25 protein-coding genes, 1 pseudogene and 1 riboswitch are annotated in these 24272 nt (G+C 37.8%); of the genes and pseudogenes, 7 read left to right on the plus strand and 19 right to left on the minus strand.

Annotated features, from left to right (window positions below; translation table 11 throughout):
- Positions 1–92: 92 nt before the first annotated feature.
- From asnB to PQ474_RS05580, 5 genes are all read right to left on the minus strand, one after another.
- The gene (gene asnB, locus PQ474_RS05560) at positions 93–2000 is read right to left on the minus strand and encodes an asparagine synthase (glutamine-hydrolyzing) (protein WP_273841051.1); all 1908 of its coding nucleotides are present in this window, start codon (positions 1998–2000) and stop codon (positions 93–95) included.
- A gap of 194 nt (positions 2001–2194) precedes the next feature.
- Positions 2195–2734 (minus strand): cupin domain-containing protein, encoded by a 540-nt coding sequence (locus tag PQ474_RS05565; protein ID WP_273841052.1) that lies wholly within the window; start codon positions 2732–2734, stop codon positions 2195–2197.
- Positions 2735–3361: a methylthioribulose 1-phosphate dehydratase gene (locus PQ474_RS05570; protein ID WP_273841343.1), complete on the minus strand. Its 627-nt coding sequence runs from the start codon at positions 3359–3361 to the stop codon at positions 2735–2737. It lies immediately after the preceding gene.
- On the minus strand, positions 3355–4005 hold the full coding sequence (locus tag PQ474_RS05575; protein ID WP_390185951.1) for a 2-hydroxy-3-keto-5-methylthiopentenyl-1-phosphate phosphatase: 651 nt from the start codon (positions 4003–4005) through the stop codon (positions 3355–3357). The genes PQ474_RS05570 and PQ474_RS05575 overlap by 7 nt, the downstream gene beginning before the upstream one ends.
- A 5-nt stretch (positions 4006–4010) precedes the next feature.
- Positions 4011–5204, minus strand: coding sequence for a 2,3-diketo-5-methylthiopentyl-1-phosphate enolase (locus tag PQ474_RS05580; protein WP_273841054.1), 1194 nt, complete (start codon positions 5202–5204; stop codon positions 4011–4013).
- Positions 5205–5453: 249 nt separating this feature from the next.
- A riboswitch (SAM riboswitch) is annotated at positions 5454–5562 on the plus strand.
- 100 nt (positions 5563–5662) lie between these two features.
- On the opposite strand from PQ474_RS05580, the gene mtnK reads away from it, so the two are divergent.
- The 3 genes from mtnK (at position 5663) to PQ474_RS05595 (ending at position 8645) form a co-directional block, all read left to right on the plus strand.
- A complete protein-coding gene (gene mtnK, locus PQ474_RS05585; protein WP_273841055.1) occupies positions 5663–6880 on the plus strand; it encodes an S-methyl-5-thioribose kinase in 1218 nt (405 codons plus the stop codon).
- On the plus strand, positions 6873–7913 hold the full coding sequence (mtnA, locus tag PQ474_RS05590; protein WP_273841056.1) for an S-methyl-5-thioribose-1-phosphate isomerase: 1041 nt from the start codon (positions 6873–6875) through the stop codon (positions 7911–7913). Before mtnK ends, mtnA begins: the two co-directional genes overlap by 8 nt.
- Before the next feature lie 261 nt (positions 7914–8174).
- Positions 8175–8645 carry a DinB family protein gene (locus PQ474_RS05595; protein WP_273841057.1) on the plus strand — a complete coding sequence of 157 codons (471 nt, stop codon included), beginning with the start codon at positions 8175–8177 and terminating at the stop codon, positions 8643–8645.
- Positions 8646–8728: 83 nt separating this feature from the next.
- Here PQ474_RS05595 and sigF read toward each other — a convergent pair whose 3' ends face one another.
- From sigF to PQ474_RS05615, 4 genes are all read right to left on the minus strand, one after another.
- Positions 8729–9493, minus strand: coding sequence for an RNA polymerase sporulation sigma factor SigF (gene sigF / locus PQ474_RS05600; protein ID WP_273841058.1), 765 nt, complete (start codon positions 9491–9493; stop codon positions 8729–8731).
- A 12-nt stretch (positions 9494–9505) separates the two neighbouring features.
- The gene (gene spoIIAB, locus PQ474_RS05605) at positions 9506–9946 is read right to left on the minus strand and encodes an anti-sigma F factor (protein WP_273841059.1); all 441 of its coding nucleotides are present in this window, start codon (positions 9944–9946) and stop codon (positions 9506–9508) included.
- Positions 9947–9949: 3 nt separating this feature from the next.
- Positions 9950–10300, minus strand: coding sequence for an anti-sigma F factor antagonist (gene spoIIAA, locus PQ474_RS05610; RefSeq protein ID WP_273841060.1), 351 nt, complete (start codon positions 10298–10300; stop codon positions 9950–9952).
- A 158-nt stretch (positions 10301–10458) separates the two neighbouring features.
- Positions 10459–11619, minus strand: a complete 1161-nt coding sequence (locus PQ474_RS05615; protein WP_273841061.1) for a D-alanyl-D-alanine carboxypeptidase family protein — start codon at positions 11617–11619, stop codon at positions 10459–10461.
- 699 nt (positions 11620–12318) lie between these two features.
- Between PQ474_RS05615 and PQ474_RS05620 the strand changes: the two genes are divergently transcribed.
- The gene (locus PQ474_RS05620; RefSeq protein ID WP_273841062.1) at positions 12319–13110 is read left to right on the plus strand and encodes an alpha/beta hydrolase family protein; all 792 of its coding nucleotides are present in this window, start codon (positions 12319–12321) and stop codon (positions 13108–13110) included.
- Positions 13111–13129: 19 nt separating this feature from the next.
- On the opposite strand, the gene hmpA is transcribed toward PQ474_RS05620, so the two are convergent.
- A complete protein-coding gene (hmpA, locus tag PQ474_RS05625; protein WP_273841063.1) occupies positions 13130–14356 on the minus strand; it encodes an NO-inducible flavohemoprotein in 1227 nt (408 codons plus the stop codon).
- A gap of 291 nt (positions 14357–14647) precedes the next feature.
- On the opposite strand from hmpA, the gene PQ474_RS05630 reads away from it, so the two are divergent.
- Positions 14648–15100 (plus strand): Rrf2 family transcriptional regulator, encoded by a 453-nt coding sequence (locus PQ474_RS05630; protein ID WP_273841064.1) that lies wholly within the window; start codon positions 14648–14650, stop codon positions 15098–15100.
- A gap of 17 nt (positions 15101–15117) precedes the next feature.
- Here PQ474_RS05630 and PQ474_RS05635 read toward each other — a convergent pair whose 3' ends face one another.
- From PQ474_RS05635 to PQ474_RS05650, 4 genes are all read right to left on the minus strand, one after another.
- Positions 15118–15540: an organic hydroperoxide resistance protein gene (locus PQ474_RS05635; RefSeq protein WP_273841065.1), complete on the minus strand. Its 423-nt coding sequence runs from the start codon at positions 15538–15540 to the stop codon at positions 15118–15120.
- A 357-nt stretch (positions 15541–15897) separates the two neighbouring features.
- Positions 15898–16098 carry an alpha/beta-type small acid-soluble spore protein gene (locus PQ474_RS05640; protein ID WP_273841066.1) on the minus strand — a complete coding sequence of 67 codons (201 nt, stop codon included), beginning with the start codon at positions 16096–16098 and terminating at the stop codon, positions 15898–15900.
- A gap of 87 nt (positions 16099–16185) precedes the next feature.
- Positions 16186–16569, minus strand: a complete 384-nt coding sequence (gene gloA2, locus PQ474_RS05645; RefSeq protein WP_273841067.1) for an SMU1112c/YaeR family gloxylase I-like metalloprotein — start codon at positions 16567–16569, stop codon at positions 16186–16188.
- Positions 16570–16606: 37 nt separating this feature from the next.
- Positions 16607–17152, minus strand: coding sequence for a DUF421 domain-containing protein (locus tag PQ474_RS05650; protein WP_390185950.1), 546 nt, complete (start codon positions 17150–17152; stop codon positions 16607–16609).
- Between the two features lie 159 nt (positions 17153–17311).
- Here PQ474_RS05650 and PQ474_RS05655 point away from each other — a divergent pair, with 159 nt between their 5' ends.
- Positions 17312–18172, plus strand: a complete 861-nt coding sequence (locus PQ474_RS05655) for an MBL fold metallo-hydrolase (RefSeq protein WP_273841069.1) — start codon at positions 17312–17314, stop codon at positions 18170–18172.
- A 70-nt stretch (positions 18173–18242) separates the two neighbouring features.
- Here the strand turns inward: PQ474_RS05655 and PQ474_RS05660 are convergent, their stop codons facing one another.
- A complete protein-coding gene (locus tag PQ474_RS05660) occupies positions 18243–18977 on the minus strand; it encodes an efflux RND transporter permease subunit (RefSeq protein ID WP_273841070.1) in 735 nt (244 codons plus the stop codon).
- Between the two features lie 97 nt (positions 18978–19074).
- Between PQ474_RS05660 and PQ474_RS05665 the strand changes: the two genes are divergently transcribed.
- Positions 19075–20037, plus strand: coding sequence for a D-2-hydroxyacid dehydrogenase (locus PQ474_RS05665; RefSeq protein WP_273841071.1), 963 nt, complete (start codon positions 19075–19077; stop codon positions 20035–20037).
- Between the two features lie 66 nt (positions 20038–20103).
- Here PQ474_RS05665 and PQ474_RS26560 read toward each other — a convergent pair.
- The 4 genes and pseudogenes from PQ474_RS26560 to PQ474_RS05690 all read right to left on the minus strand — a co-directional run bounded on the left by PQ474_RS26560 (position 20104) and on the right by PQ474_RS05690 (position 24260).
- Positions 20104–20804, minus strand: a pseudogene (locus tag PQ474_RS26560) (DUF421 domain-containing protein).
- Between the two features lie 225 nt (positions 20805–21029).
- Positions 21030–21818 (minus strand): SDR family oxidoreductase, encoded by a 789-nt coding sequence (locus PQ474_RS05680; RefSeq protein WP_273841074.1) that lies wholly within the window; start codon positions 21816–21818, stop codon positions 21030–21032.
- 13 nt (positions 21819–21831) lie between these two features.
- Positions 21832–23805, minus strand: coding sequence for a TRAP transporter permease (locus PQ474_RS05685; RefSeq protein WP_273841075.1), 1974 nt, complete (start codon positions 23803–23805; stop codon positions 21832–21834).
- 5 nt (positions 23806–23810) lie between these two features.
- Positions 23811–24260: a DUF1850 domain-containing protein gene (locus PQ474_RS05690; RefSeq protein ID WP_273841076.1), complete on the minus strand. Its 450-nt coding sequence runs from the start codon at positions 24258–24260 to the stop codon at positions 23811–23813.
- Positions 24261–24272 lie beyond the last annotated feature (12 nt).

Here is a 24272-nt window from a genome sequence, read left to right on the forward strand (position 1 = left end):
ACTGGAATTCCTTCCTTCATTCTTAAAAAAAGGAAAAGAGGCTGAATCAAGGGAAATGGGTCCTGTTGATTCAGCCTCTTAGCCTTCTATCATTAAATAACAAACTGTTCGATATGTTGATCTTCTATCAATCGACGTTCGGTTTTCCACTGATTCACGTCGTACTTATGCTCAACATACACTTGATGCCAAACCATGAATGAAAGAACAGTCCAAATTTTCCTACTATGATCTGCCTTGTCCTGATTATGATCATCGAGCAGCTTTCTCACATAGACTTTATCAATATACTGACTCGTCTCACTTTCATTAATTAATTCTAACGCCCAGTCATAAAGTTCATGCTTTAACCAATGTCTAATAGGTACAGGAAAACCAAGTTTCTTTCGCATAAATACGTGTTCTGGAACCATTTCCTCAAAAGCTTTACGAAGAATATACTTCGTTGTTCCACAAGTCGTTTTCCATTCTGCTGGAATTTTAGAAGCTAATCCAAACACTTCCTTATCAAGAAAAGGAACTCTCAATTCTAATGAATGAGCCATCGTCATTTTATCCGCTTTTAATAAAATATCTCCACGAAGCCATGTACACATATCTAAATGTTGCATCCGATTGACAACATGTTGCCCTATCGATTGTTGATAAATCGGTTTTGTTATAAATTCATTCGTATAATTAGAATGATAGTCAGAAAGAAGGTGTTGTTTTTCTTTTCCCGTAAATATTTTTGCATTACCTATATACCGTTGTTCTAAAGGTGTTGTACCGCGTTCAAGAAAGCTTTTCCCTTTAACCCCTTCTGGCATTTTCAAAGCTAATAGTCTTAGCATTCTTTTTAAAAACCTAGGTACATGGCGAAAACATGCTAGACTTTGGTACTCTCGGTAAATGTTATAGCCACCGAAAAGTTCGTCAGCTCCCTCCCCTGACAAAACAACTTTTACCTGCTTACTGGCTTCTTTCGCAACAAAATAAAGAGGCACACAAGCTGGATCTGCAAGCGGGTCATCCATATGCCACATAATTTTAGGCAATTCGTCCTTGTACTCGTCAGCCGTGATTAATTTACTATTATTTTTAATATTTAACTTAGCTGCACTTTCTTGTACTACATTAATCTCACTATAACCGTCTTGTTGAAAGCCAACAGAGTATGTTTGTATTTTAGGATTTATCTCTTTGGCGATTGCCGCAATAATGGTTGAATCAATGCCACCAGAAAGAAAAGAACCGACAGGCACATCACTACGCATATGCTTTTCCACTGAATCGTACATCGATTCTCGAATACTCTGTTTCCAATAATCTTCTGTTTGATTAATTGGTTTAAACATCGGTTTAAAGTACTGGTTCATTTGAGCTTTGTACCTTACTTTTTTCTCCATGTAATGACCTGGTTCTAATTTAAAAATTCCTTCAGTCATCGTTAATGGTTCAGGCACATATTGAAAGGACATATAATGATGAAGTGCTTGTTCATTTATTTGATGATCTTGAAGAAGTAAGCTTTTTTTTTCAGATGCAAATCTGAGCCCATCATGACTCTCTTGATAAAACAATGGTTTAATCCCAAAGTGGTCCCTTGCTGCAAAAACTTCTTTTTTGTGATTATCCCAAATAACAAAAGCAAACATACCACGTAATCGCGTTACGGCTTGTTTTCCTTCTTCACTGTATAGGGCTAAAATCACTTCTGTATCTGAGTCGGTTTCAAAGTGCTTTCCCTTTTCTAACAATTCATCTCTTAACTCTATATAATTATAAATCTCACCATTGAACACAATCCAATAACGACCATTCCCATATGAAAGGGGTTGATAGCCTTTTTCCAAATCAATAATACTCAAGCGGCTAAAGCCTAGTTCAACGTTTTTACCTTTCATATACCCTTCTTGATCTGGTCCTCTATGAGCAATCATTCCGTTCATATCTTTAATTAGATTTTGATTATCATATTTTAATTGTTTATCATATACACCTGCTACAAAACCACACATCTTTCCTACACCTACTTTTCTGTTCTACATACTTCTACTACTATTGGTCATTTTTACATCAATTATTCATAAGGTTAGACGCATGCATTTGTTAAAACGTTACAGAAAATAGACAGGCTCTATTTTTTTTGTAGATGAATTAATTCCGAATTACAAAAAAACGATTCCCTCAAAAAGAAGGAACCGTTTTTCGATTAAATTGTATGCTCTTTCTCTTCATACGGGTGTGCCACCCATCCATCCGTATCGATGAACAAACGGACAGCAACCACTTGGCGATCATCCATTAGCGTAAAGAAGTGAGGTGTGTGCTCTGGAACAGAAATCACGTCACCTGCTTCAAGCTCAATATTAAAGTAACCCGTTTCGTCATCACCTTTTACGATAAAAATACCATGACCTGCTGTGATAATGCGAACTTCGTCGTCAGTGTGCGTATGAACCTGCTCAAATTTCTTTAATAACTCTTCAATATTTGGTGTCTTTTCAGATAACGCAATGACATCCCAATTCACGTAACCTCTTCGTTCAGCCAATGAGCGGATATCCTCATCAAAGCTTTTTAAAATTTCAGCTTTGTCTTCATCTGTTAAGTCAAACTTCTCAACTAAATTCTCAGGTAACTTTCCCATGTCCCAACGTTCAAAAAATACCCCTTGACATTCTAGAAACGCATGAACATTTTCTTGTCCATCAACTACTTTACCGCTATTTCTAACTCTAATTACCGCCATTTATAAAACCTCCTTAAGATTAGCTGCTTTCGCTTGTAATAGTTTCATTTGATAAGAGAACAAAAATTCACAAGCTTCAAGATGTCTTTTCGCCTCAAAAGCATTTTTTCCCCAAACCGTTATTCCATGATTACGAATTAAGACGGCTTTTGTTTTAGATTCAATTTTTTCTCCAATCGCACGACCGAGCTTAGGTAAATCAGCCCAATTTTCTACGATTGGGATGGTGAGTTCACCATCTTCCTCCCAAATACCAAAAGCTTTAATGAGCTCCACATTTCGAAAAGTTATCGATCCTTTATCCGCATATAGCTCAGAAATCAAATTATTATCTAACGTATGGACATGTAAACTGCAACCTGCATCTGTTTTTTTATACACTTCTAGGTGAATAACGGTTTCTGCAGATGGTTTGCCTTCATCTGACAGGGGCTTGCCTTGCGCATCAACGAGAACAAAGTCGGTTTCGGTTTCTTTGTATTTATCTTTTCCACTAACTGTAACTAAACAAGTTAAAGGATTGTCGCTCACCTTAATAGAAAGGTTCCCACTCGTTCCCGGGAACCAATCTCTCGCTGCAAGCTCACGCTTAACAGCCGCTAATTCATTCCACTTCGTAATCACGATGTCACCTCATTATTTTCTAAAATCTGAATTACTTCATGAAATGTGTGAAAAGGAGCATGTGGTATTTCTAACTCTCGACACTTTTCTAATAAGAAGTCTCTGGCAATGACAAAATTGGCTTGCTTGGCAGCTTGTAAATCAGTGATGGAGTCCCCAATCACAATTTTAAACCGATCCTCTCCAATTTTGCGTAAGATCGAGGGTTTACAGCACCCACACTCATTTATACACTCTGAATCACATGCGTGTAGCCACTCCACACGAATCGTTTCTTCATCAAACTTGGCTTGATTGCAATAGACAGGAAGCTCATATTTTTTCAAGAGCGGATGAACAAAGAAATCCATTCCTCCACTAACAATAATCAAATCAATGTCATGGTTCTTCGTATAGTCGACAAATGTTTCAAAGCCATCTCTAATCTTTGCATCGTTTAAGATAAATTCAGTCATTTCTTGTTTAAGAGCCGATGGAAGGAGTCTAAAGAACTGTCCAACTCCTTGTTTGATCGAGATCCGCTGAGCCAAGATATCATCTTTAATAGCTTCCCATTCTGGAGGAGCAAATTTGTTCATAATTGCAACAATGTTGTCATTATCCGTAATCGTTCCATCAAAATCACAAAAAATCACAGGACGTTTCATCTCGTTCATTTGCCACCCCATAATTCAATGGCATCGGCAAGTTCCGGATGATCGACAGTTGCCTCCACTAATGTTTGATTATTTAAAACGGCATCAATTGCTTGTACGAATGCTTTCCCACCAGCTGACGCACCGCCTGGATGCCCATGAATTCCGCCACCTGCATTAATAATACTGTCCATACCAAAGTCAGCTATTAATTTAGGTACAAGTCCTGGGTGAATCCCTGCAGACGGTACTGGAAATGCCTTTTTAAATTGATCTTCCTCTATTAAGTTTCGTGCAATTGCTTGTGTTTCTTCCTTTGCCATTGCTACAGAACCATAAGGCGATGGGAACAACACTAAATCAGCCCCTGACATTCTTGCTAATTTCCCAAGTAATAGTCCTGGAGAAAGACCGTAATCAGGTGAAGAAATCATCGTTCCTGCGAAGGCTGGATGAGCCATGATTGGCAATGGAATATTAGGATCTTCCGCAAGTGCCTGCATGACATCAAGTCCATAAGCAAATACATTGAAGAGAAGCAAATCAGCACCTAGCTCAACGGCTTTATAAGCATTCTCTTTTAATTCCATCGTCTTCCCTGTTAAATTAACTGCGTGAAGTGTGCGTTTTCCCGTTTCTTCATAGCTCTCGCGTAACGCTTCCTGACAAACAGGAATTCTTTTTTCAAGTGGTGTTAATTTATTTTCAAATAAAATTTCATCATCTTTGACAATATCTATCCCACCAAGAGCTTGGGCTTTCATTTGTTCTTTTAGAGAACTAAGGTCTCTTCCGATGACGCCTTTAAAAATACTCATTAACAAAGGACGCTCGTATGTATTCGTTAAGTTCCTAATTCCTTCAATTCCAAATTTAGGACCAGGGTAGCTTCGTTTTAGCTCTTCACTAAACGATAGATCAAGAAGTTTAACTTTTCCATCAAGCGAAAATTTCCCAAAAGTAGTTGTTAAAACAGCTGGTAAATCATTTGAAAAGTTCACAGCCGGATAACCAACAGTAATAATAGCCTTGTTGTCAGCAACCATCTTCGTTTCAACGACTCTTCCTTTATGTCTTTGTAATTGTTCTTGTTCAACTGCAGGAAGATTCGTCCAAGATCCGACTGTTAAACCAATCGCAATGGCTTCTGCTTTTTTTTCTAAGTTGTCTTGCTTTACCTCGAGAATATATGTTGCTAGAACTTCACTCACTACATTTTCCCTCCATTACTGCATTCACTTACCTACCATGGAATTAAAAAAAATGAACAGTTTTGATAGTTTTGAATTATGACAGCATTTTATTTGATCGTCAATTTATTTTAAAACATAACAGCCTTCTTGGAAGTAGTATATCAAATTTAAAACTTTATCACGATAAATGAATATTTAATTTTCAAAATATAATTGACAGCTCCCTTTTCTGAAGTGTAAGATGTCAGCAACAATTAAATTTTATAACTCTTATGATGAGAAGGCTGAGGGAATTGGACCGATGACGCCCGGCAACCGGCTTGTAAAAGCAATGGTGCTACTTCCAACAGAATGAACGCATTCTGACAGATAAGAGGAACGAACGTGACGTTTCAATCCTCTTGATTTGTAATCAAGAGGATTTTTCTGCATCTAGGGCTAAAGCCTAACTCTAACATCTATTGGGAGGATTACACATGGCTATTAAACAAGTGGTTTACGAACCGTTGACTACAGATACAGCAAGAGAACTAAGTAAAAATTTACAATTGTTTAATCAAAATGATCAACTTTCCGCGGTTGAAATTGGTGATGGCAACTTAAATTTAGTATTCCGTATCCAAAATGTAATAAATGAAAAATCCTATATTATCAAGCAAGCACTTCCTTATGCGAAAGTCGTTGGTACTAGCTGGCCATTAACACTAGATCGTTCACGTATTGAAGGTGAATCTCTTAAAAGAACATATCAACTTGTGCCAGAATTAACACCAAAAGTCTATTACAGTGATTCTACTCTAGCCGTAACCGTCATGGATGATTTATCTCATTTAATCATTTTAAGAAAAGGTTTAATTGCCGGTAATCAATATCCGAAACTAGCTAAAGATATCGGAATATTTTTAGCACATACCCTCTTCTTCAATTCTGATTTCGGGCTAAACCAGCAAGATAAAAAGATCCAAAGCAGCCAGTTTATTAATCCGGAATTATGCAAAATAACAGAAGATCTCGTTTTTACAGACCCATTTTTTGATCACGATACGAATAATATTGATGATACTTTGAAGCTATTTGTTACGGAAACGATTTGGGCAGACCCAGCTTTAAAGCTTGAGGTTGCTAAATTAAAACAAGCTTTTCTAACTAAAGGAGAAACCCTCGTACATGGTGATCTTCATACAGGTAGCATTTTCGTAAGTGAAGAAGAAACGATCGTTATTGACCCTGAGTTTGCCTACTATGGTCCTTTTGGTTTTGATGTAGGTGCCTTTATCGCTAACTTGATATTAAATTATTTAGCTCAAGATGTTCACTTAGCAGTTCAACCACAAAAGAAAGCTGAGTTCCAACGTTATTTACTTGATGTGATTACAGAAACTTGGCAAGTGTTTGAACAAGAATTTACAACACTGTGGCAAGAACATCCACAAGACGCGTTTATGAATGTTGATGGTTATTTAGAGCAAACATTGCAAACGATCTTTAGTGATGCAATTGGATTTGCAGGTTGTAAAGTCATCCGTAGAATGATTGGACTTGCTGGAGTCGAAGATGTTGAATCGATCACAGATGTAAACCTACGAAATCAAGTTAAGAAAAACGCTCTAACACTAGGTAAAAAATTAATTGTACAACGAAATGAACTAACATCTATTCAGAAACTTGTAAAGGTTGTGTCTGACCATGCTTAATACGCCTATTCGCTCCGTTCAATGGAGTGGCACTCATATTACCTTGCTCGATCAGCGTCTTCTACCGGCAAAAACAGAATTTCTCTCCCTAACTTCTATTAAGGATGTATGGGATGCTATTTTTAAATTAAAGGTTAGAGGTGCTCCAGCAATAGGGATTGCTGCCGCCTACGGGTTAGCTCTATGGACCCAGCAAACAACTTTGACTAATTTTAATGACTTTAAGTCGGAGCTCGTCAAACAAGGAGCCTATTTAGAAAGTTCTCGCCCTACAGCTGTTAACTTATTTTGGGCTGTGAAACGTATTCTTTCAGTTGTTGAACCTGTCTCTTCGGTAGAGACAGCTAAAGAAGCCATCTTGGCGGAGGCACAATTGATTGAAAAGGAAGATGAAGATGTCTGTCGTTCCATCGGTGAATATGCAATCACTTTATTTCACGATGAAGATACACTTTTAACACATTGTAATGCTGGAGGAATTGCAACAGCTCGCTACGGTACTGCACTGGCCCCATTTTATATCGCAAAAGAACGAGGCATGAATTTGAAAGCTTACGCTTCAGAAACTCGTCCTGTTTTACAAGGGGCTAGATTAACAGCTTGGGAGTTGCAACAACTAGGGGTTGATGTGACTTTAATAACAGATAATATGGTAGCTCATACGATTAAGTCAAAAGGTGTGACAGCCGTTATTGTCGGAGCTGACCGCATTGCCGCTAATGGTGATACAGCTAATAAAATTGGAACTTATGGCCTTGCATTAATCGCAAAATCCCTTGGCATTCCATTTTATGTAGCTGCTCCCCTTTCTACGATTGACCTTGATACCTTATCTGGTGGAGAGATTGAAATTGAAGAACGACATCCAGATGAAGTAAGGACGTTAAATGGACAGGCCATTACGACACCGGATATGAAAGTTTTTAATCCCGCCTTTGATGTTACGCCTTCTGAGTTAATCACAGGAATTATTACAGAAAAAGGGATCATTCAAGGTGATTATCAACCAAAGTTAGCTAAACTTTTTTTATAGAAGGTCATTATGTTAGGATGGAAAATCTCTTTCATGAGATTGCCATCCTTTTTAAAATTGAAAAAAATATTAAAATAGAACGGCACTTAATTCCATTTATTATATAGATTGACGATTAAAGAATTGTTCTTCACACGAGCATTTGTCTTATTCTTATTAGATTGACATCTTACATACTTTTCATATTCAATGTAAAACACTGTCAATTTAATTAAAAATCTTTTACACTATTTGTAATCTACCATAAGGGAGGAAGAAATAATGGCCATTAAAGCTTTTTCGTTTGCACGGTTTGCTAATATTTCTAGTATTCAATCTGCAAGTCCTGAGCAACTTGACCTCGTTCCAGAAGACTTCAATAATTCAATTCGGTGGAATGCTGGCCATATATTAGCAATTTCCGAAAGTCTCTTGAAGCACTCAGAACGATATGTTCCTGTTCTGCCTCCAGCCTATAAAGATTTTTTCTTCATGGGAACGAGCCCAAAAGACTGGAAAGAAGATCCCCCTTCCATTGAAGACATTCTCGTAATGTCAGCGAAGCAAGTTGAATCTATCCAAAAGTTGTTTGAAAATGATGCACACTCTCCTTTAAAGCAGCCATTCGAGCTTAAAGGGCACACCTTTGACAATCTAACGGAAATAATAAGTTTCATCACTTTTCATGAAGGGTTACACCTCGGAGCAATACGAACACTGCTTAAAGCGACTAGCAGCTTTTCTAACCAATAACCCTTCATCAGTTTGATAAGATTTTGAATACAGATCAAGAAACCCACTCTTCAATTGAAAAGTGGGTTTCTTGATACTAAATGTTAAACATCTCCCATTTCTAACTTCATCTGCTCAAGAATTTTCTTCTCAAGTCTTGAGACCTGAACCTGTGAAATTCCAAGCCTGGCTGCAACCTCTGATTGGGTTTGATCTTTGTAATAACGAAGATACACAATTAATCGTTCCCTCTCGTCAAGATCTCTAATTGCTTCTTTCAAAGCAATTTTATCAAACCATTTTGTTTCTGTTTGATCGGCAATCTGATCTAAGAGGGTGATAGGGTCACCGTCGTTTTCGTAGACCGTCTCATGAATCGATGAAAGAGATCGACTAGCCTCTCCTGCAAAAACAACTTCCTCTGGCGTAATTTCCAATTGTTCCGCTATTTCGTTTACAGTTGGCGTTCGACCTAGAGACTTAGTCATCTCATCCTTCATTTTGCGTATCTTATTCCCCAATTCTTTAATTGAGCGACTCACTTTCACCGTTCCGTCATCTCGCAGGAAACGTTGAATTTCACCAATAATCATAGGTACAGCATACGTCGAAAATTTAACATCATAGGACAAATCGAACTTATCAACCGATTTAATAAGCCCGATACAACCGATTTGGAATAAATCATCAGCTTCGTAGCCTCGATTCATAAAGCGCTGAACGACCGACCAGACAAGTCTAGTATTGCGATTTACAATTAAGTCTCTCGCCTCTTGATCGCCTTCTTGGCTCTTAGCTATAAGCTTCTTTACTTCCGAATCGGAAAAATGTGCCTGCTTCTTCTTTTGTTGTTTTACCTCGACATCCATAGGCAAAACTCCTTAATTACACATAGCTTTGCTATTTGTGAGTGTTTTTTTTAAATAGACAGTTGTGCCAATCATCGGTTCAGATACAACTTGAAGCTCATCCATGAAATTTTCCATAATTGTAAATCCCATACCCGAGCGTTCGAGTTCTGGTTTTGTTGTAAACAATGGTTGACGCGCTTCCTCAATATCTTGTATGCCCATACCTTCATCTCGAATCGTAAGTTCTATTGTGCCGTTTTCCAACGTACAATGAATATAAACCATCCCATCTGCTTGATTTTGATAACCATGAATAATCGCATTGGTTACTGCTTCTGACACCACGGTCTTAATTTCTGTCATTTCATCCATAGTTGGGTCAAGTTGAGCAATAAAAGCACCCACAGTCACTCGTGCAAACGACTCGTTTTGGCTCTGAGCGGAAAACTTCAAATCCATCACATTTTGCATCGTTTAAGCCACCCCCAAAGTTTGTAAAGCAAATTGTTCACTGTCTTCTAAACGGATAATTTTAAACAAACCTGACATTTCAAACAAACGTTTGACTGATGATGAAATGGCACAAACGACCATTTCTCCTCCGTTTGCTTTGACTTGTTTATACCTGCCAAGAATGACACCTAGACCAGAACTATCCATAAATGAAAGTAGTTCTAAGTTTAAGACAATATGCTTTACCTGACCGTCAGCTAGCTTCTGCTCAACCTGTGCTCTTAATTTCTCTGCTGTATGGTGGTCAAGCTCTCCCTCTAATCGAACGAGCAAGACACTACCTCTTTTTTCTAAATCGATTTGTAAACTCATTTTCATCACTCCCTCTAGTTAGCTCACATTCATGAGTTAGCTTATAGATGATCTTCATCTACACTTTCTTTGCTAGAGAGAATTTCGCCTTTTTCCTTCGTGCTTCCTGCTAGATGACAAAACTAGTCTTGATTCGAAGGAAATTGTCAAAAGAAGCGTTAAGCCGCTCCAAATTTCGCAATGACACGCTTAAATAACTTCCACCATGAAGCTTCGTAAACATCATCTCCAGCTATGAGTGGTGTTTCGCTTAATATTTCACCTTCTCGTTCAATGAAAAGAGTCCCAATAATTTCACCTTGTTTGATAGGTGCATGTAGATTGGCTTCAATTTCTAAGCGTTCAACAACATCATCCACTTTGACTCCTTTTTTCGTTAAGATCGATACAGATTCAGACGTGACTACAGGAATCGTATTTTTATCACCTTTATTTACTTCTACATCAGCTAAAATATGATCTCGATCATAAAGCTTGTGTGTTTGATATTGACTAAATGCATAATCAAGCATAGAAGTAATTTGAGCGTTTCTCTCTTTAGGAGACGGTGCTCCCATAATAACTGTTATGACACGCATTCCGTTCTTTTCGGCGGTTGCCGTTAAACAATACATTGCTTCTCTCGTGAACCCTGTCTTTAATCCATCTACTCCTGGATAAAATTTTACTAGTTTATTCGTATTGACAAGCCAAAATTTCTCATCTGTATCTTCTCTTAAATAATCCTCATAAATTCCTGTGAATTTCGTTATATCTTCATACTTTAAAAGTTCTTTTGAGATAACCGCTAAATCATAAGCAGTAGTGTAATGATTTTCAGCTGGAAGACCATTTGTATTCATGAAATTTGTATTTTCTAACCCTAGTTCTTTAACTTTGGTATTCATCATTGCAACAAATTCATCTTCGGTTCCAGCAATATGCTCTGCCATCGCTACAGACGCATCATTGGCTGATGCTACGGCAATTGCCTTTAGCATATCTTTTACACTCATTTCTTCACCCGGCTCTAAGAAAACCTGTGATCCCCCCATCGAAGCTGCGTATTCACTTGTCCTGACCTTATCGTCATAAGCAAGTGCCCCTTTATCAATCGCTTCCATAATTAAAAGCATCGTCATGATCTTGGTCATACTTGCTGGTGGAAGCTTTTCATGACTATTTTTATCAAAAATCACTTCACCAGTATCTCGTTCAATTACTATCGCTGAAGATGCCTTTTCTGCTAACTTCGCTTGTGGCTCTTCGGCGCTAGCCATTGGTGCAAACAAACTTAAAACAAGGCATACGCTTAATAAACTGGATAGAATTTTCCTCATCTCCATCCGACCTCCATCTCATTTTCATAGTCTTCCTTAGGTGATCCGATTCTTCCAAAGCAGGAAAATCCACCCAAGTTGGCTACCCCCCATTTTCTCCAGTTGATGTTTTTTTATACATCAATAAAGATAAATTAGTTGAATTTTAACTATCTAGAAATTTATCAACACGTATGATAGAACGGAAGAAAATCACCCCAAAAAGGAAATACTGAATCTATCTTTGAAATAACCATTCCTATTATTCTGTTTATCATTGCCCTTCCGACTAGTTGGAAACAGAAAGCCAAAAAAGTATTTACAAGATAGCAATCTTAGCTAAACTCATTTAAACCTACTTATCTTTTAGCTCACTCGTCCTACAAGAAAAGAAAGAATAAAAGATGTTTAATCTTCGAAATGTATTTGAAACCTATTTCTTAATCTATGTAAAAATAAGAATTATTTTCTCGCCCAAACCGAAATGATCTACAGTGAAAAACGATTAGAAGCCACATACAGGAATTTACTTATGGAATTCATGGCGACATTCGCTACAATTAACTAAGTAAATCGTGAAACATTACTCACTCTTGCGTGGTGTTGCCTTTGCTATTTTAATCCTGACTATTACACTCTATTTAGTTTGTTTTAATTGTTTGTTGGACTCTTTTCCTTTATACTTCTTAATAAGAGATCTTACCCGGAGGAATACGAAAAATGACTTCTACTGCAATTCGGTTTCATTCAAATCAATTATCAGCCGCCATCCATTACCCCATTGATCAACAGCAGTCTAGCTTTCCTACTATTATATTTGTACATGGATTTGTTGGAAGCAAAGTGGGAGACCATAGACTATTTGTCAAAGCAGCAAATTTCTTTGTGCAAAAAGGCTTTATTTGTTTTCGATTTGATTTTCGAGGTTGTGGTGAAAGTGATGGCGATTATCAAGAAGTAACAGTCACAAAGCAGCTGGAAGAATTAAGAGCCGCCATTCACTATGTTTCTACCTTAAATAGAGTCAATCCAGAACAAATCATTCTAATTGGTCACAGTTTAGGAGGCGCAATTACCGCTTTATCGGCTAGTAGCTTTCCGTCTATTCAAAACATTGTGCTCTGGTCACCGGTAGCTAGGCCTTATTTAGACATTCGTTTCATTACAGGGGATGAAGCTATATTAACGGCTGAAAAAAAAGGTACCTTTGACTATAAAGGCTTTTTACTTAGTCATGATTTTTTCAGAGACTTAAATAATCACGATCCACTAGAAGCAATCACTTCCTATGAAGGCTCAATCTTTATTATTCATGGTGATCAGGATCAAGAAGTCCCTAAAGAAAATGTCGCTACCTATAGAAAAGTAATAAATGAAAAAAGAAACGAACAATTGATTGACGTTTCTTATATATCAGGAGCTGACCATACTTTTACGAACACATCTTGGGAGAATGAACTTTTTCACAAAACAAATAAGTGGTTAGAAAACGTTCTAAATCCTCGAAGCTAATCGCCCCGAGGATTCTTTTTTATTGAACCGGTGTGGGTTCCTCTATGTTAATAGCTGGACCAAAAAACTCGTAATGAATGTTTTCTGTTTTCACCTCTAATTGCTTGAGTTCACTGACGACTGCTTTAATAAAAGGAACAGGGCCACACACATAAAACTGTCCGTCATTCTCCTTTACCACTGATTCTAAGAAGGCTTGGTCTATATAACCTTCTTGATCGTATTTTCTTTCACGCTTATCTTCACTTGTTGGTTCAGAATATAGAAGATAATTTCTAGCATGATTAGACAACGCAACGCTATCCTTCACTTCTTCACCAAATGCATGTACATTGCTATTTTTAGCAGCATGGATGAAAGTCACTTCTTGCTCAGGGTCATTAGCGACAATCGTTTTTAACATGCTGAGCAACGGTGTTACCCCTACTCCTCCACTAATTAAATAAGCTGGCTTACGATTTTTAAAGTCTAAAACAAAATCTCCTGCAGGTGCACTTACTTCTACTTCATAACCGATTTCACACTCATGTAAATAATTTGAGACTTTACCAGCAGGTGTTCCTTCATCCTCACGCTTAACGGAAATTCTATACATCTTTTCATTAGGAGAATCTGAAAGACTATACTGCCTATTTTGAAGATAAGTTTCTCCATCGATATTGATTCGTAAAGATACATATTGTCCTGGACTAAAGCTTGGTACCCCTTGACCGTCAGCTGGCGCTAAATAAAATGACGTGATTGATTGACTTTCTTTTACCTTATCGACAATACGAAACGGCTTAAAGTCTTTCCAACCATTTTTTTGTTGTTCTGCTTCCTCATACATTTCTTTTTCAACTTGAATAAAAATATCAGCAATAGCTCCGTATGCTTCCGCCCATGCTTGTAAGATTTCTTCCGTGGCAGCATCGCCTAATACTTCTTTAATCGCTTTCAATAAAAATTCTCCTACAATTGGGTAATGCTCGGCTTTTATCGCTAAGCTCCGATGCTTATGAGCAATTTGTTTGACGACAGGCAGAAGAACCTCTAACTGATCAATATATTTAGCAGCAGCTGTAACCGTGTTAGCAAGAGCTGTTTGCTGTCTTCCCTTTTGCTGATTGGCATGATTAAAAATATGCAGCAATTCCGGATGTGCCTCAAACATCGTTTTATAAAAATGAGTTGTAATCTCTTTTCCTTTTACTTCAAGTACTGGTGCGGTTGATTTTACAATTCCAATTGTTTTTTCTGATAACATAATCTTTTCCCCTACCTTTAAAGATGTATTTTAAATACTGCTTTAAGTGTAGACTTGATTTCATTTTAAAGCAATATATAAAATACACCTTTAATAAATTGGTCACAATTGATTCATGATTTTAACTAACGATATTGCCACTAATGTGAGATCTTTCTCACATTTTTTTTAAGTGAAGCTTCTTATATAGAAAGTGATCGAAGTGATTAGATCACACTTCATAAAGACATACTTTACGATAAGATTATGATAAAATTATATTTATTTACTAGATAATGTGAGGCTATAACAATGAAATTAACGATTTATACAGACTATTCTCTTCGTGTTCTTATTTACCTAACAACGCTTGAGGAGAATGAAAAAACAAATATTAAAGAGATAGCTAGTGCCTATGGTATTTCTAAAAATCATCTAATGAAGGTTATTTTTCAATTAGGAAAGCTAGGTCTTATCGACACAACACGTGGTCGTAACGGGGGAATTCGTCTAGCTCTCGAGCCAAACGAGATTAATATTGGCTCTGTTGTTCGACAAACAGAGGATGACTTAAATATTGTTGAATGTTTTAATACCGAACAAAACACTTGTGCGATTTCACCTGCATGTAAGTTAAAAGGCGTCTTGCATCAAGCCTTAAAGGCCTACTTAGAAGTGCTTGACCAATACACGTTAGCTGATTTAACACAAAACCAATCACTGTTGAAAGAGTTGTTACAACAAGACAAATCCACATCTCACTAGATGTGGATTTACCTTGTTTATTCGCCTGTAGTTTGTAATTGAACGTCGATATTTCCTCTGGTTGCTTTTGAATATGGGCACACTTGATGTGCTTTTTGTACAAGTTCTTCTGCCTCAGATTGAGCGGCTCCTTTGACCGTTACATGAAGAACAACTCCTATCTTAAAGCCATTGTCTTCTGGGTCCTTCATTAAACTCACTTCAGCATTAATCTCTGAATTAATTTCCTTTTTTTCTTTAGTTGCTACTAAGTTCAAGGCCCCGTCAAAACAAGCTGCATAGCCTGCAGCAAAAAGTTGCTCTGGATTTGTTCCCTCAAAAGCCTGTACATCACCCTTTGGCATTACCAACTTATGATTTAATACGCCATTTTCAGATGTTACATGACCATTTCTTCCACCAACCGCTTTTGCTTGAGCAGTAAATAAAATATCTGCCATTAGCTAACACTCTCCTCATTTCTTTATCCTTCTCTATGACTATTCACTAAAAAGAATCGCATTAAACATCCACCCACAAAAAATTCAGGAAGCTATAACTTCTGAGATAAAATCAGCTGTATGATAGTCATTTTGATAATCTAAAGCCCTCTGTTCTCTTCATTTACACTTCAGAAAAAATGGATTGTGACTTTATTCGTTAAATCTACCCTTCATGCTTTAAATAAGGCTTTTATGCATCATCTCCTCTAACTCTTTATCCCATAAAGAAGCCTCTTCAAATTTCGACTCTAAAAAACCCCCGTTGTGTGAACAACGGAGGTCAAGCCAATCATTATGGACTAGAGATGTTAACAATTAAAACTGAGAACCTCCAAGCTGAGATTCAGCTTGTTGAACTAGACGCTTGGTGATTTCGCCGCCAACAGATCCGTTTGCACGTGCTGTTGCATCTGCACCAAGTTGAACGCCGAATTCAGAAGCGATTTCGTACTTCATTTGGTCTAGTGCTTGCTGTACTCCAGGAACTAAAAGTTCATTACTGTTGTTGCTTGCCATTTCTGTTCACCTCGCTTTGTTCGTATTCAATAACTATTGTGTGAGATTTCAAGAAACTTATGTAAGATTTCTTTTGGTAATCTTTTCTTATAGTTCATAAAGCTCTAAAGGAAGTTCATCCGGATCTTGAAAAAAAGTGAACTTTTTCCCCGTTTGCTCATCTATTCGCACCCTCTCAACCTTAATGCCTCGTTGTTCCAATTTTATTTTTGTAGCTTCAATATTACTAACTTCAAATGCTAAATGTCTTAACCCTCTTCCTTCTGGATAACTTAATCTCTCAGGTGCACCTGGAAACGAAAAAAGTTCGATCTGATCTTTTTCTCCGACCAATAAATCTAACTTATAAGACTTTCTTTCAGATCGGTAAGTTTCACTAATGATTTTCAATCCTAAAATATCTACATAGAATTCCTTTGACTTCTGATAATCCGAGCAAATAATAGCTGCATGATGGATTCGATTAAACAAACTTAGCACCTACTTTCATTTTCTTTATCTTACCATTTTAATCAAGTTTTGTAGGAGGTACATTCGTATGTTTCTTATCCATTACTTCAGCAAAAAGTTCTCCATAATGCACGTCTTCCTTCTTGTTTTGTATCCCTAGCATTTGCTTGAACTCACCTACAGTTAGCGGTTTTGCATCATCGGTCAGTTCAATTCCTATCCTCCCATTCGGTTCAAGTAAAGCAACTTTCACATCATTATAATCAGTAACACCATATTGCCTTAGTTCAGCTTCTAATTTATCAACGGTCAACCGGTATTTCTTTAGATTCTCAACAACAATTTCTCCGTCTTGAATCACTACAGCAGACGTACCGGTTATAAACTTCTCAACGGAGTTAAATTTCACTTGTATATACTCTACAAAGATTAAAACCACCATAAAAACGGCAATGGCCATAACGGTATTTAATTTACTATCTTCGATAATCGGTTGGACAATAATATTTCCGATCGAGATCACCACAACGGTTGTCGGAATGGTCATCTGCGCAATTGATTTTCGACCAGAGAGTCTCAGGAGCATAAATCCAGATATGACCATTACAGCCGATTCCCATAATATATTTAAATCCACGACTTATTCTCCTTTCTTTTTTCATCCTTTTTATATTCCCAAAAAAACGAAAACCTTACTCCACATAAATTAGTAATTTAATCGAAAACTAATATTCGTACGTTACATATTAAAGGAGGTCTAGTTGTGGATCAAGAAATGAGCTATAGCAAAGACAATAAATTTATTCCAATTACGACCATTAAAGATGGTGTGTTGCAAACTGTTGCACCAGATCTCTATTGCTTCCCTATTCAAGTTGTGAACATTTGTTTTGTAGGAAACCCAAGCCATGACAAGGGGTGGGTGCTTGTTGATGCAGGTATGCCTAAGTCAGCAGATAAAATTTTAGATGCTTTGCAAGAAAATTTTGGGGCAGTTCATCCTCCACGTGCCATCTTGTTAACGCATGGACATTTTGATCATGTTGGTGCCGTTATTGAATTATCTAACCAATGGGATGTTCCTATTTATGCTCATTCAGCTGAATTTCCCTATTTAACAGGCGAAAAAAGTTATCCCGAACCTGATTCAACGGTTGAAGGCGGCTTAATCGCAAAAATGTCCCCACTCTTTCCAAATGAACCGACTCAATTAGGAAGTAGATTAAAAGAGCTTCCAAAAGATCACCGAATTCCGGAATTACCAGGTTGGAGATGGATTCATACACCCGGTCACACCCCAGGACATGTCTCTTTTATTCGGATAGAAGATCACGCACTTATTGCAGGTGATGCCTTTGTTACGGTTAAACAAGATTCTCTATATAAAGTGCTGACACAGCAAAAAGAAATAAACGGTCCACCTCGATACTTAACAACAGATTGGGAGGCTGCGTGGGAATCGGTAAAAATCCTAGATAACCTAGAGCCCACATTAGCCATAACTGGTCATGGTCCTCCTATGCAAGGGGAGGAATTAACAGAAAGTCTTAACAAACTTGTTCGAGACTTTGATAAGATTGCAATCCCTGACTATGGCCGTTACGTTGATCCAAATATGCATTAAAAGACGACATTTTGTCTGATAGAAAAAACCTGAGTCCACTGCCAATAGCAGTAGACTCAGGTTTTCATCGTTAGAGTGTGTTTTCCACAGAATCTGATTGCAAAGAGTCTGATTGCTGTTTTCGATTATATTTCCTTTTCATTCTACCTACTCCTCTAGACACAACAACCGTCGTTGACATTGAGGCTATTACAGCAGTCGCTACTTCTCTTGTTCCTTGAATAACCGCTTCCGTATTCGCTACTCCTTGCTCCTTCTTTCTGAAAATGGATTCCAAAATGACTATAGAAGCATCCACCATCATTCCAATCCCCAAGCCGAGTCCAATTAGGCTTAACATGTTAAAGCTATAGTCGAAAAACCACATGGCCGAGAATGTTAATAAAATTGATAGAGGAATCGACAAGCCGATAATCATCATCGCTCTTATATTTCTTAAAAATAACAAAAGCATGACAATGGCTAGTAATCCACCAATTAAAACATTTTGAGACACACCTTCAATGGAATCACTGACATGATCAGCTTGAGCAACCACCTCTCCTAACTCAAACCCACTAACGAGACCCTCATCTCTAATTTTCCCTACCTCTGCCCGGATCGCTTTTGCCATCTCCACTTGTGTAACAGTTGGAACACGAGCTATTTGAACAAGGATAAAGTCTTCACTTCCATTTTTCCAGACCCCTAATGAATGTTGGCTTGATTGTTCTCTAACATTAGCAAAACCACGAACCTTTTTCACACCATCTGTTGTTAGTACAGAAATAGGTGTAAACTTTCTCCGTCTTAAGACGGAGATCACGTTATTGGGTATTAAATCACTAGCAAGGCTGAAAGTTATTGAAAAAGTCAAAGAAGTATGAAAAAATTTATTTAATAAGTAAAAAGGGAGAAAAACAATGGACAATAAGAAAGTGATTATTACACAAAATATTAGCGAGAACCTTATTACTCAAGTACAACAGATTGTTCCGGATTGGCAGATCATCGTCGGGCGAGATCCATCAAAATGGGAAAAGCATTTAAACGAGGCTGAAATCATTGTTGGCTGGAAAAAGGAAGTGAGTGATCTAGTTCTACAAAAGGAATCGTCCTTAAAATGGCTGCAAACATGGTCTGCTGGCGTTAATAATCTTCCTTTAAACGAATTACATTCTCGTGACATTCAATTAACAAGTGCCAATGGCGTCCATGCCAATCCAATCTCAGAGACAATCTTTGCTCTGATGTTAGGCTTAACAAGAAAGATTCATACATACGTAAAAAATCAGCAAACGAAAACGTGGCATCACGCTAATATGAAACTTGAAATACATGGAAAGACAATTGGTATTATTGGAGTTGGATCGATCGGAAAAGAGACAGCAAAAATAGCTAAAGCATTTGGCATGCATGTTTTGGGGATTCGTCACTCTGGAGCACCAGTAGAACAGGTCGATGAAATGTTTACAACAGATCAGTTAAATAGCTTATTGCCGAAATGTGATTACGTCGTTGTCACTTTGCCTCTTACTTCAGAAACACAACATCTATTCGGTGCTGAACAATTTTCTTTAATGAAGTCTACTGCTTACTTTATCAACATTGGACGAGGAGAACTCGTTGTTGAACAAGACCTTATTCACGCACTTCTTGAGCAACAAATCGCCGGAGCTGGGTTAGATGTGTTCACGACTGAACCACTACCTGAAGAAAATCCATTATGGACAATGGAAAATGTCATTGTTACTCCTCATACATCCGGTTCAACGGAACATTATGATAAGCGAGTGATTGAAGATATTTTCATTCCAAATTTAAAAAAGTATATAGCAAAAGAGCCACTTAGTATAAACGTTGTTGATTATAAAAAAGGCTATTAAAGATTAACTTATATACACTAAAAATAGCAGCCCCTTCATATTTTCAGAATGAAGGGGCTACTTTCTCTATTCAAATTGATTTGGTACTATATCATTTCGAATATCAATGTAAATGATTCCTTGCTCGTCTATTTGAGCATAGAAGACATCTTCAAGCCTCTTAATTTTATGATGAACTAAGATCTCTCTCACCCAATTTTCATCTTTTCCTAAGATTTTCAAACTTTGGTGAAGAATCTTTCCATCAATAATAAACCCTTGGGCTAAACCACGAGTAGCTTGGACATTAAGGACATCCTTTTGCATTGCTGGTAAATAGGGTGGTTTAGCAAGGACAGAAATAGAACCATCCGTCTCCATAATCGCCGTTTCTACTTGATCCACATAAAAAAAACTTTCTTCCGAAGACTGGTAAGCAAACCGTCTATCGTAAGCCTTACTTTCTTAAGACCTTCCTCAAGAACTTGTCCATCTTGAATTAAATACGTTTCCTCGTCTTCTAAAACTTTGCGACCTCTTAAACTTTTAATTGCAATGACACTAGTCAAAAAAGTATAAAAGCAAAATAAAATCAATCCGATCATGCCGATCCATACTGGAACATCTTTCGTAATCATCGAACTTGCAACAATGGAACCTATTGTAATTCCAGCTACAAAATCAAAAAAATTCATCTGTGCTATGAGTTTTTTATTGAGCAACCGACACAATATGTAAAGAACAACAAAGCCAACCGTAGCACGTATGATGATTTCCATCACAGTCATAATACCACCAACCTTTTATGCACTAATTATCTCCATTTTCATTTTTGAACATTCAAAAAGAGGTAAACTCGGACTGAGTCTACCTCTACTTTTTTGGATTCCATTTAAATTGCAATTGCGCCGCTCGCTTACTAAAAAAAAGAACACACAGAGTAAGCCCAGACTCACGAAGCAGCATTACTAATTGTTTAGATTAAGAATCAAAAAGGTAAATACCAATCTTAACTATAATGACTTAGTTGCTCCACCATCTACTACAAGCGCCTGACCTGTTACATACGTATTGGCGAATGATCCAAGAAAAACGATCATCTTAGCAAACTCTGTTGGAGTGCCATAGCGGCCAATTGGAATGGCTTGCTCCATTTGTTTCTTTCCTTCTTCATAGCTTAGATTCAACTTCTCTGCTCGAATTTGATCAAGTTCTGCTACGCGTTCTGTTCCAATTCTTCCTGGTCCTACCGTATTAATCAAAATCTGATCGGAGCCAAGTTCTTTAGCAAGCGATTTGGATAGTCCCACTATTCCTGTTCGGAATGTATTAGATAGAATCAATCCATCTACAGGTTCTTTTATAGATGAGGACGCAATGTTGACAATACGTCCTCCCCCTTGTTTGCGCATATATGGAAGCACTTCCCTGATCGCACGAACAAAACTAAGCAGGTTGAGCTCAAATGCATATTGCCACATTTCATCTTCAAAAATATCAAACCCACCAGCAGGGGGTCCTCCTGCATTATTCACAAGTACATCAACAGAACCATGCAATTCAACTGTTTCCTTCACTAGACTTTTAATATCTTCTGGTTTTGTCACATCACATACGCGAATATTGGGCTTTTTTCCTGTTTCTTTTTCAATCTCACTTGCGGCAACGAGAAGCTCTTCTAGATTTCGGCTAGCAATCATCACGTTCGCACCCTCTTTTGAAAATTCTAGAGCGCTTGCTTTACCTAACCCTTTACTGGATGCTAATACAATAACTGATTTATCCTTTAATCCTAATTCCATTTTTTATCCTCCATTACATCTCTATTGAACTAGATTGTATAGCTCTCATTTTCTTTCCTTTGTTCCATTGGATTAATACAACTACTACAATAATCACAAACCCTGCAATATCCTGGGTTAAACTCGGATTCATAAATAACAATGATCCTCCAAATAACAGTAAACGTAATACCCAATTCATGCTAGCTAAAAGATAGCCTTCTGCCGCTGTCCCTAACATGATTACTCCTGTTACAGCTGTGATAACAACAAGAACCCCTTCCATAAAGGTTGTATCGATTAAAAGAAGTGAGTTGTTGTAAACAAACATATACGGAACAATAAAACCGGCTATCGCTAACTTCATCGAGAGAAATCCTGTTTTCATTTGATCCCCACCGGATATCCCCGCTGCCGCAAAAGCGGCTAAAGCAACAGGTGGTGTAATGTTTGCAAATAATCCAAAGTAGAATACAAATAAATGTGCAACTAATGGCTCAATCCCTAGAGTGATAAGGGCTGGTGCTGCCATAGTCGCCGTGATAATATACGTTGGGATACTAGGTAATCCCATCCCGAGAACAATACATGCAATCATGGTAAAGACAAGTGTTAAGAATAGACTTTCACCGCCAAGCGTCACAATTCCGTTTGCTAGTTTCAAGCCAAATCCAGTCATAGTAGCTACACCGACAACAATTCCAACACAAGCACAAGCTATCGCTACCCCTACGGATGTCCGAGCCCCTTGCACCAATGCATCTATAATGTCGCGCATAGACATTCTGGTTGTTTTCCGTAACATCGCTACAACAACAGTAATAATGATGGTCAGTAAAGCAGAAAAAATAATCGTACGGCCACTAAAGAACAACATATACATAAGGAATACGAGTGGGATTAGCAAATGACCACGCTCTTTTAATACTTCCATCACTTTCGGAAGATTTTCTCTCGATATTCCTTTTAAGCCTTCCTTCGTTGCACGAAGATGAATTTGAACGATGATTCCTAAATAAAATAGTAAAGCTGGAAGTAGCGCTGCCAAAGCAATCTGACTGTAAGGTATACCCAGAGTCTCAGCCATGATAAACGCCGCTGCTCCCATAATTGGTGGTAAAATCTGTCCTCCAACAGAAGCTGCGGCCTCTACAGCTCCAGCAAAATTACGACTATATCCTATTTTTTTCATAAGAGGTATCGTAAAAGAACCAGTTGTGACAACATTGGCAACGGCAGCCCCGTTAATGCTTCCTAAGAAACCACTTGCTATAACAGAAACTTTAGCCGGGCCACCTCGCGTTTGACCTGCAATGGCTAGCGCCATATCATTAAAAAACTGCCCCATTCCAGACTTTGATAAAAATGCACCAAATAGGATAAATAAGAAAATATATGTAGCTGAGACTCCAATTGCGGTCCCGTATACCCCTTCGGTCGTCACATACATAAAATTCACCAGTTCATCCCATGTATAACCACGATGGCGGAAAATCCCTGATAATTCACGGCCATATAATCCATATAAAAAGAAAATAACAGCCATCGTTGGCAAACCCCAACCTGTCACACGACGAGAAGCCTCTAGTACAAGTAGAACTAACATCGCTCCAAAAAACAAGTCAAAATGATTCGGTAAACCACCACGATTCACAATCCCCAAGTAATCTACAAATATATAAACAGATGTAGAAACAGCCATTAGCGCAAAAATGACATCATACCATGGGAGTTTCGTTCGACTTGCCTTTTTAAACGGTGGATATAATAAGAATATTAACGCTAAAATCGCTGCAACATGCAATGATCGATGCTGCAAGGTTGCCGGCGTTCCAAAATAAGACGTGTACATATGGTAAAGAGATAAGCCAATTGCAATAAGAGAGACAATGATTGCAACCGTCTTATTTGAAAAAGTTCGAAAACGTGATTCAGCATCGTATTTTTCTAACACTTCTTGTTGTTCTTTTGTCATTTGAGGTTCATCTAAGGTTGAACGCTTTTCCATGACAGTCACCTCTTCTCTATAAATATTTCCATTCGTTCATGGTGGGGCAGGTCTTCCGCATCAAAGACGATTGTATTATTCATCTCAAGTTCAAAATGAACGTTTTGAGAATGTATCCATCGAAACACAGATAATTGTTCATTAATATCTCGAACGACCACTTCACCATCTTCTACGGTCATCGTTCCCTTTTGATGAGGAACACCTGCACCAAATGATTGAAAGACCGTTTCTATTAATAAAAGCTCTCCTTCATCAGTAAGTTGATAGGTCTCACGCCATGGTGTTTTTTCGACTGAATGAATCCACTTAATGGTAAATGTATCACCAGCTTTTAAATGAGTCACTTCGTTATAAACGGTTTTATCTTCTTGACTCTGAACAACAAGGGTCAGGTAGTCTGAATTCGTACAAGCTGTGCATAAGAAAAGAGTGAATACGAACCAAACTTTCATCTCCAAAACCCC

This window comes from Halalkalibacter alkalisediminis, assembly GCF_028610705.1.
In the GTDB taxonomy this organism is placed as follows: domain Bacteria; phylum Bacillota; class Bacilli; order Bacillales; family Bacillaceae_D; genus Halalkalibacter; species Halalkalibacter alkalisediminis.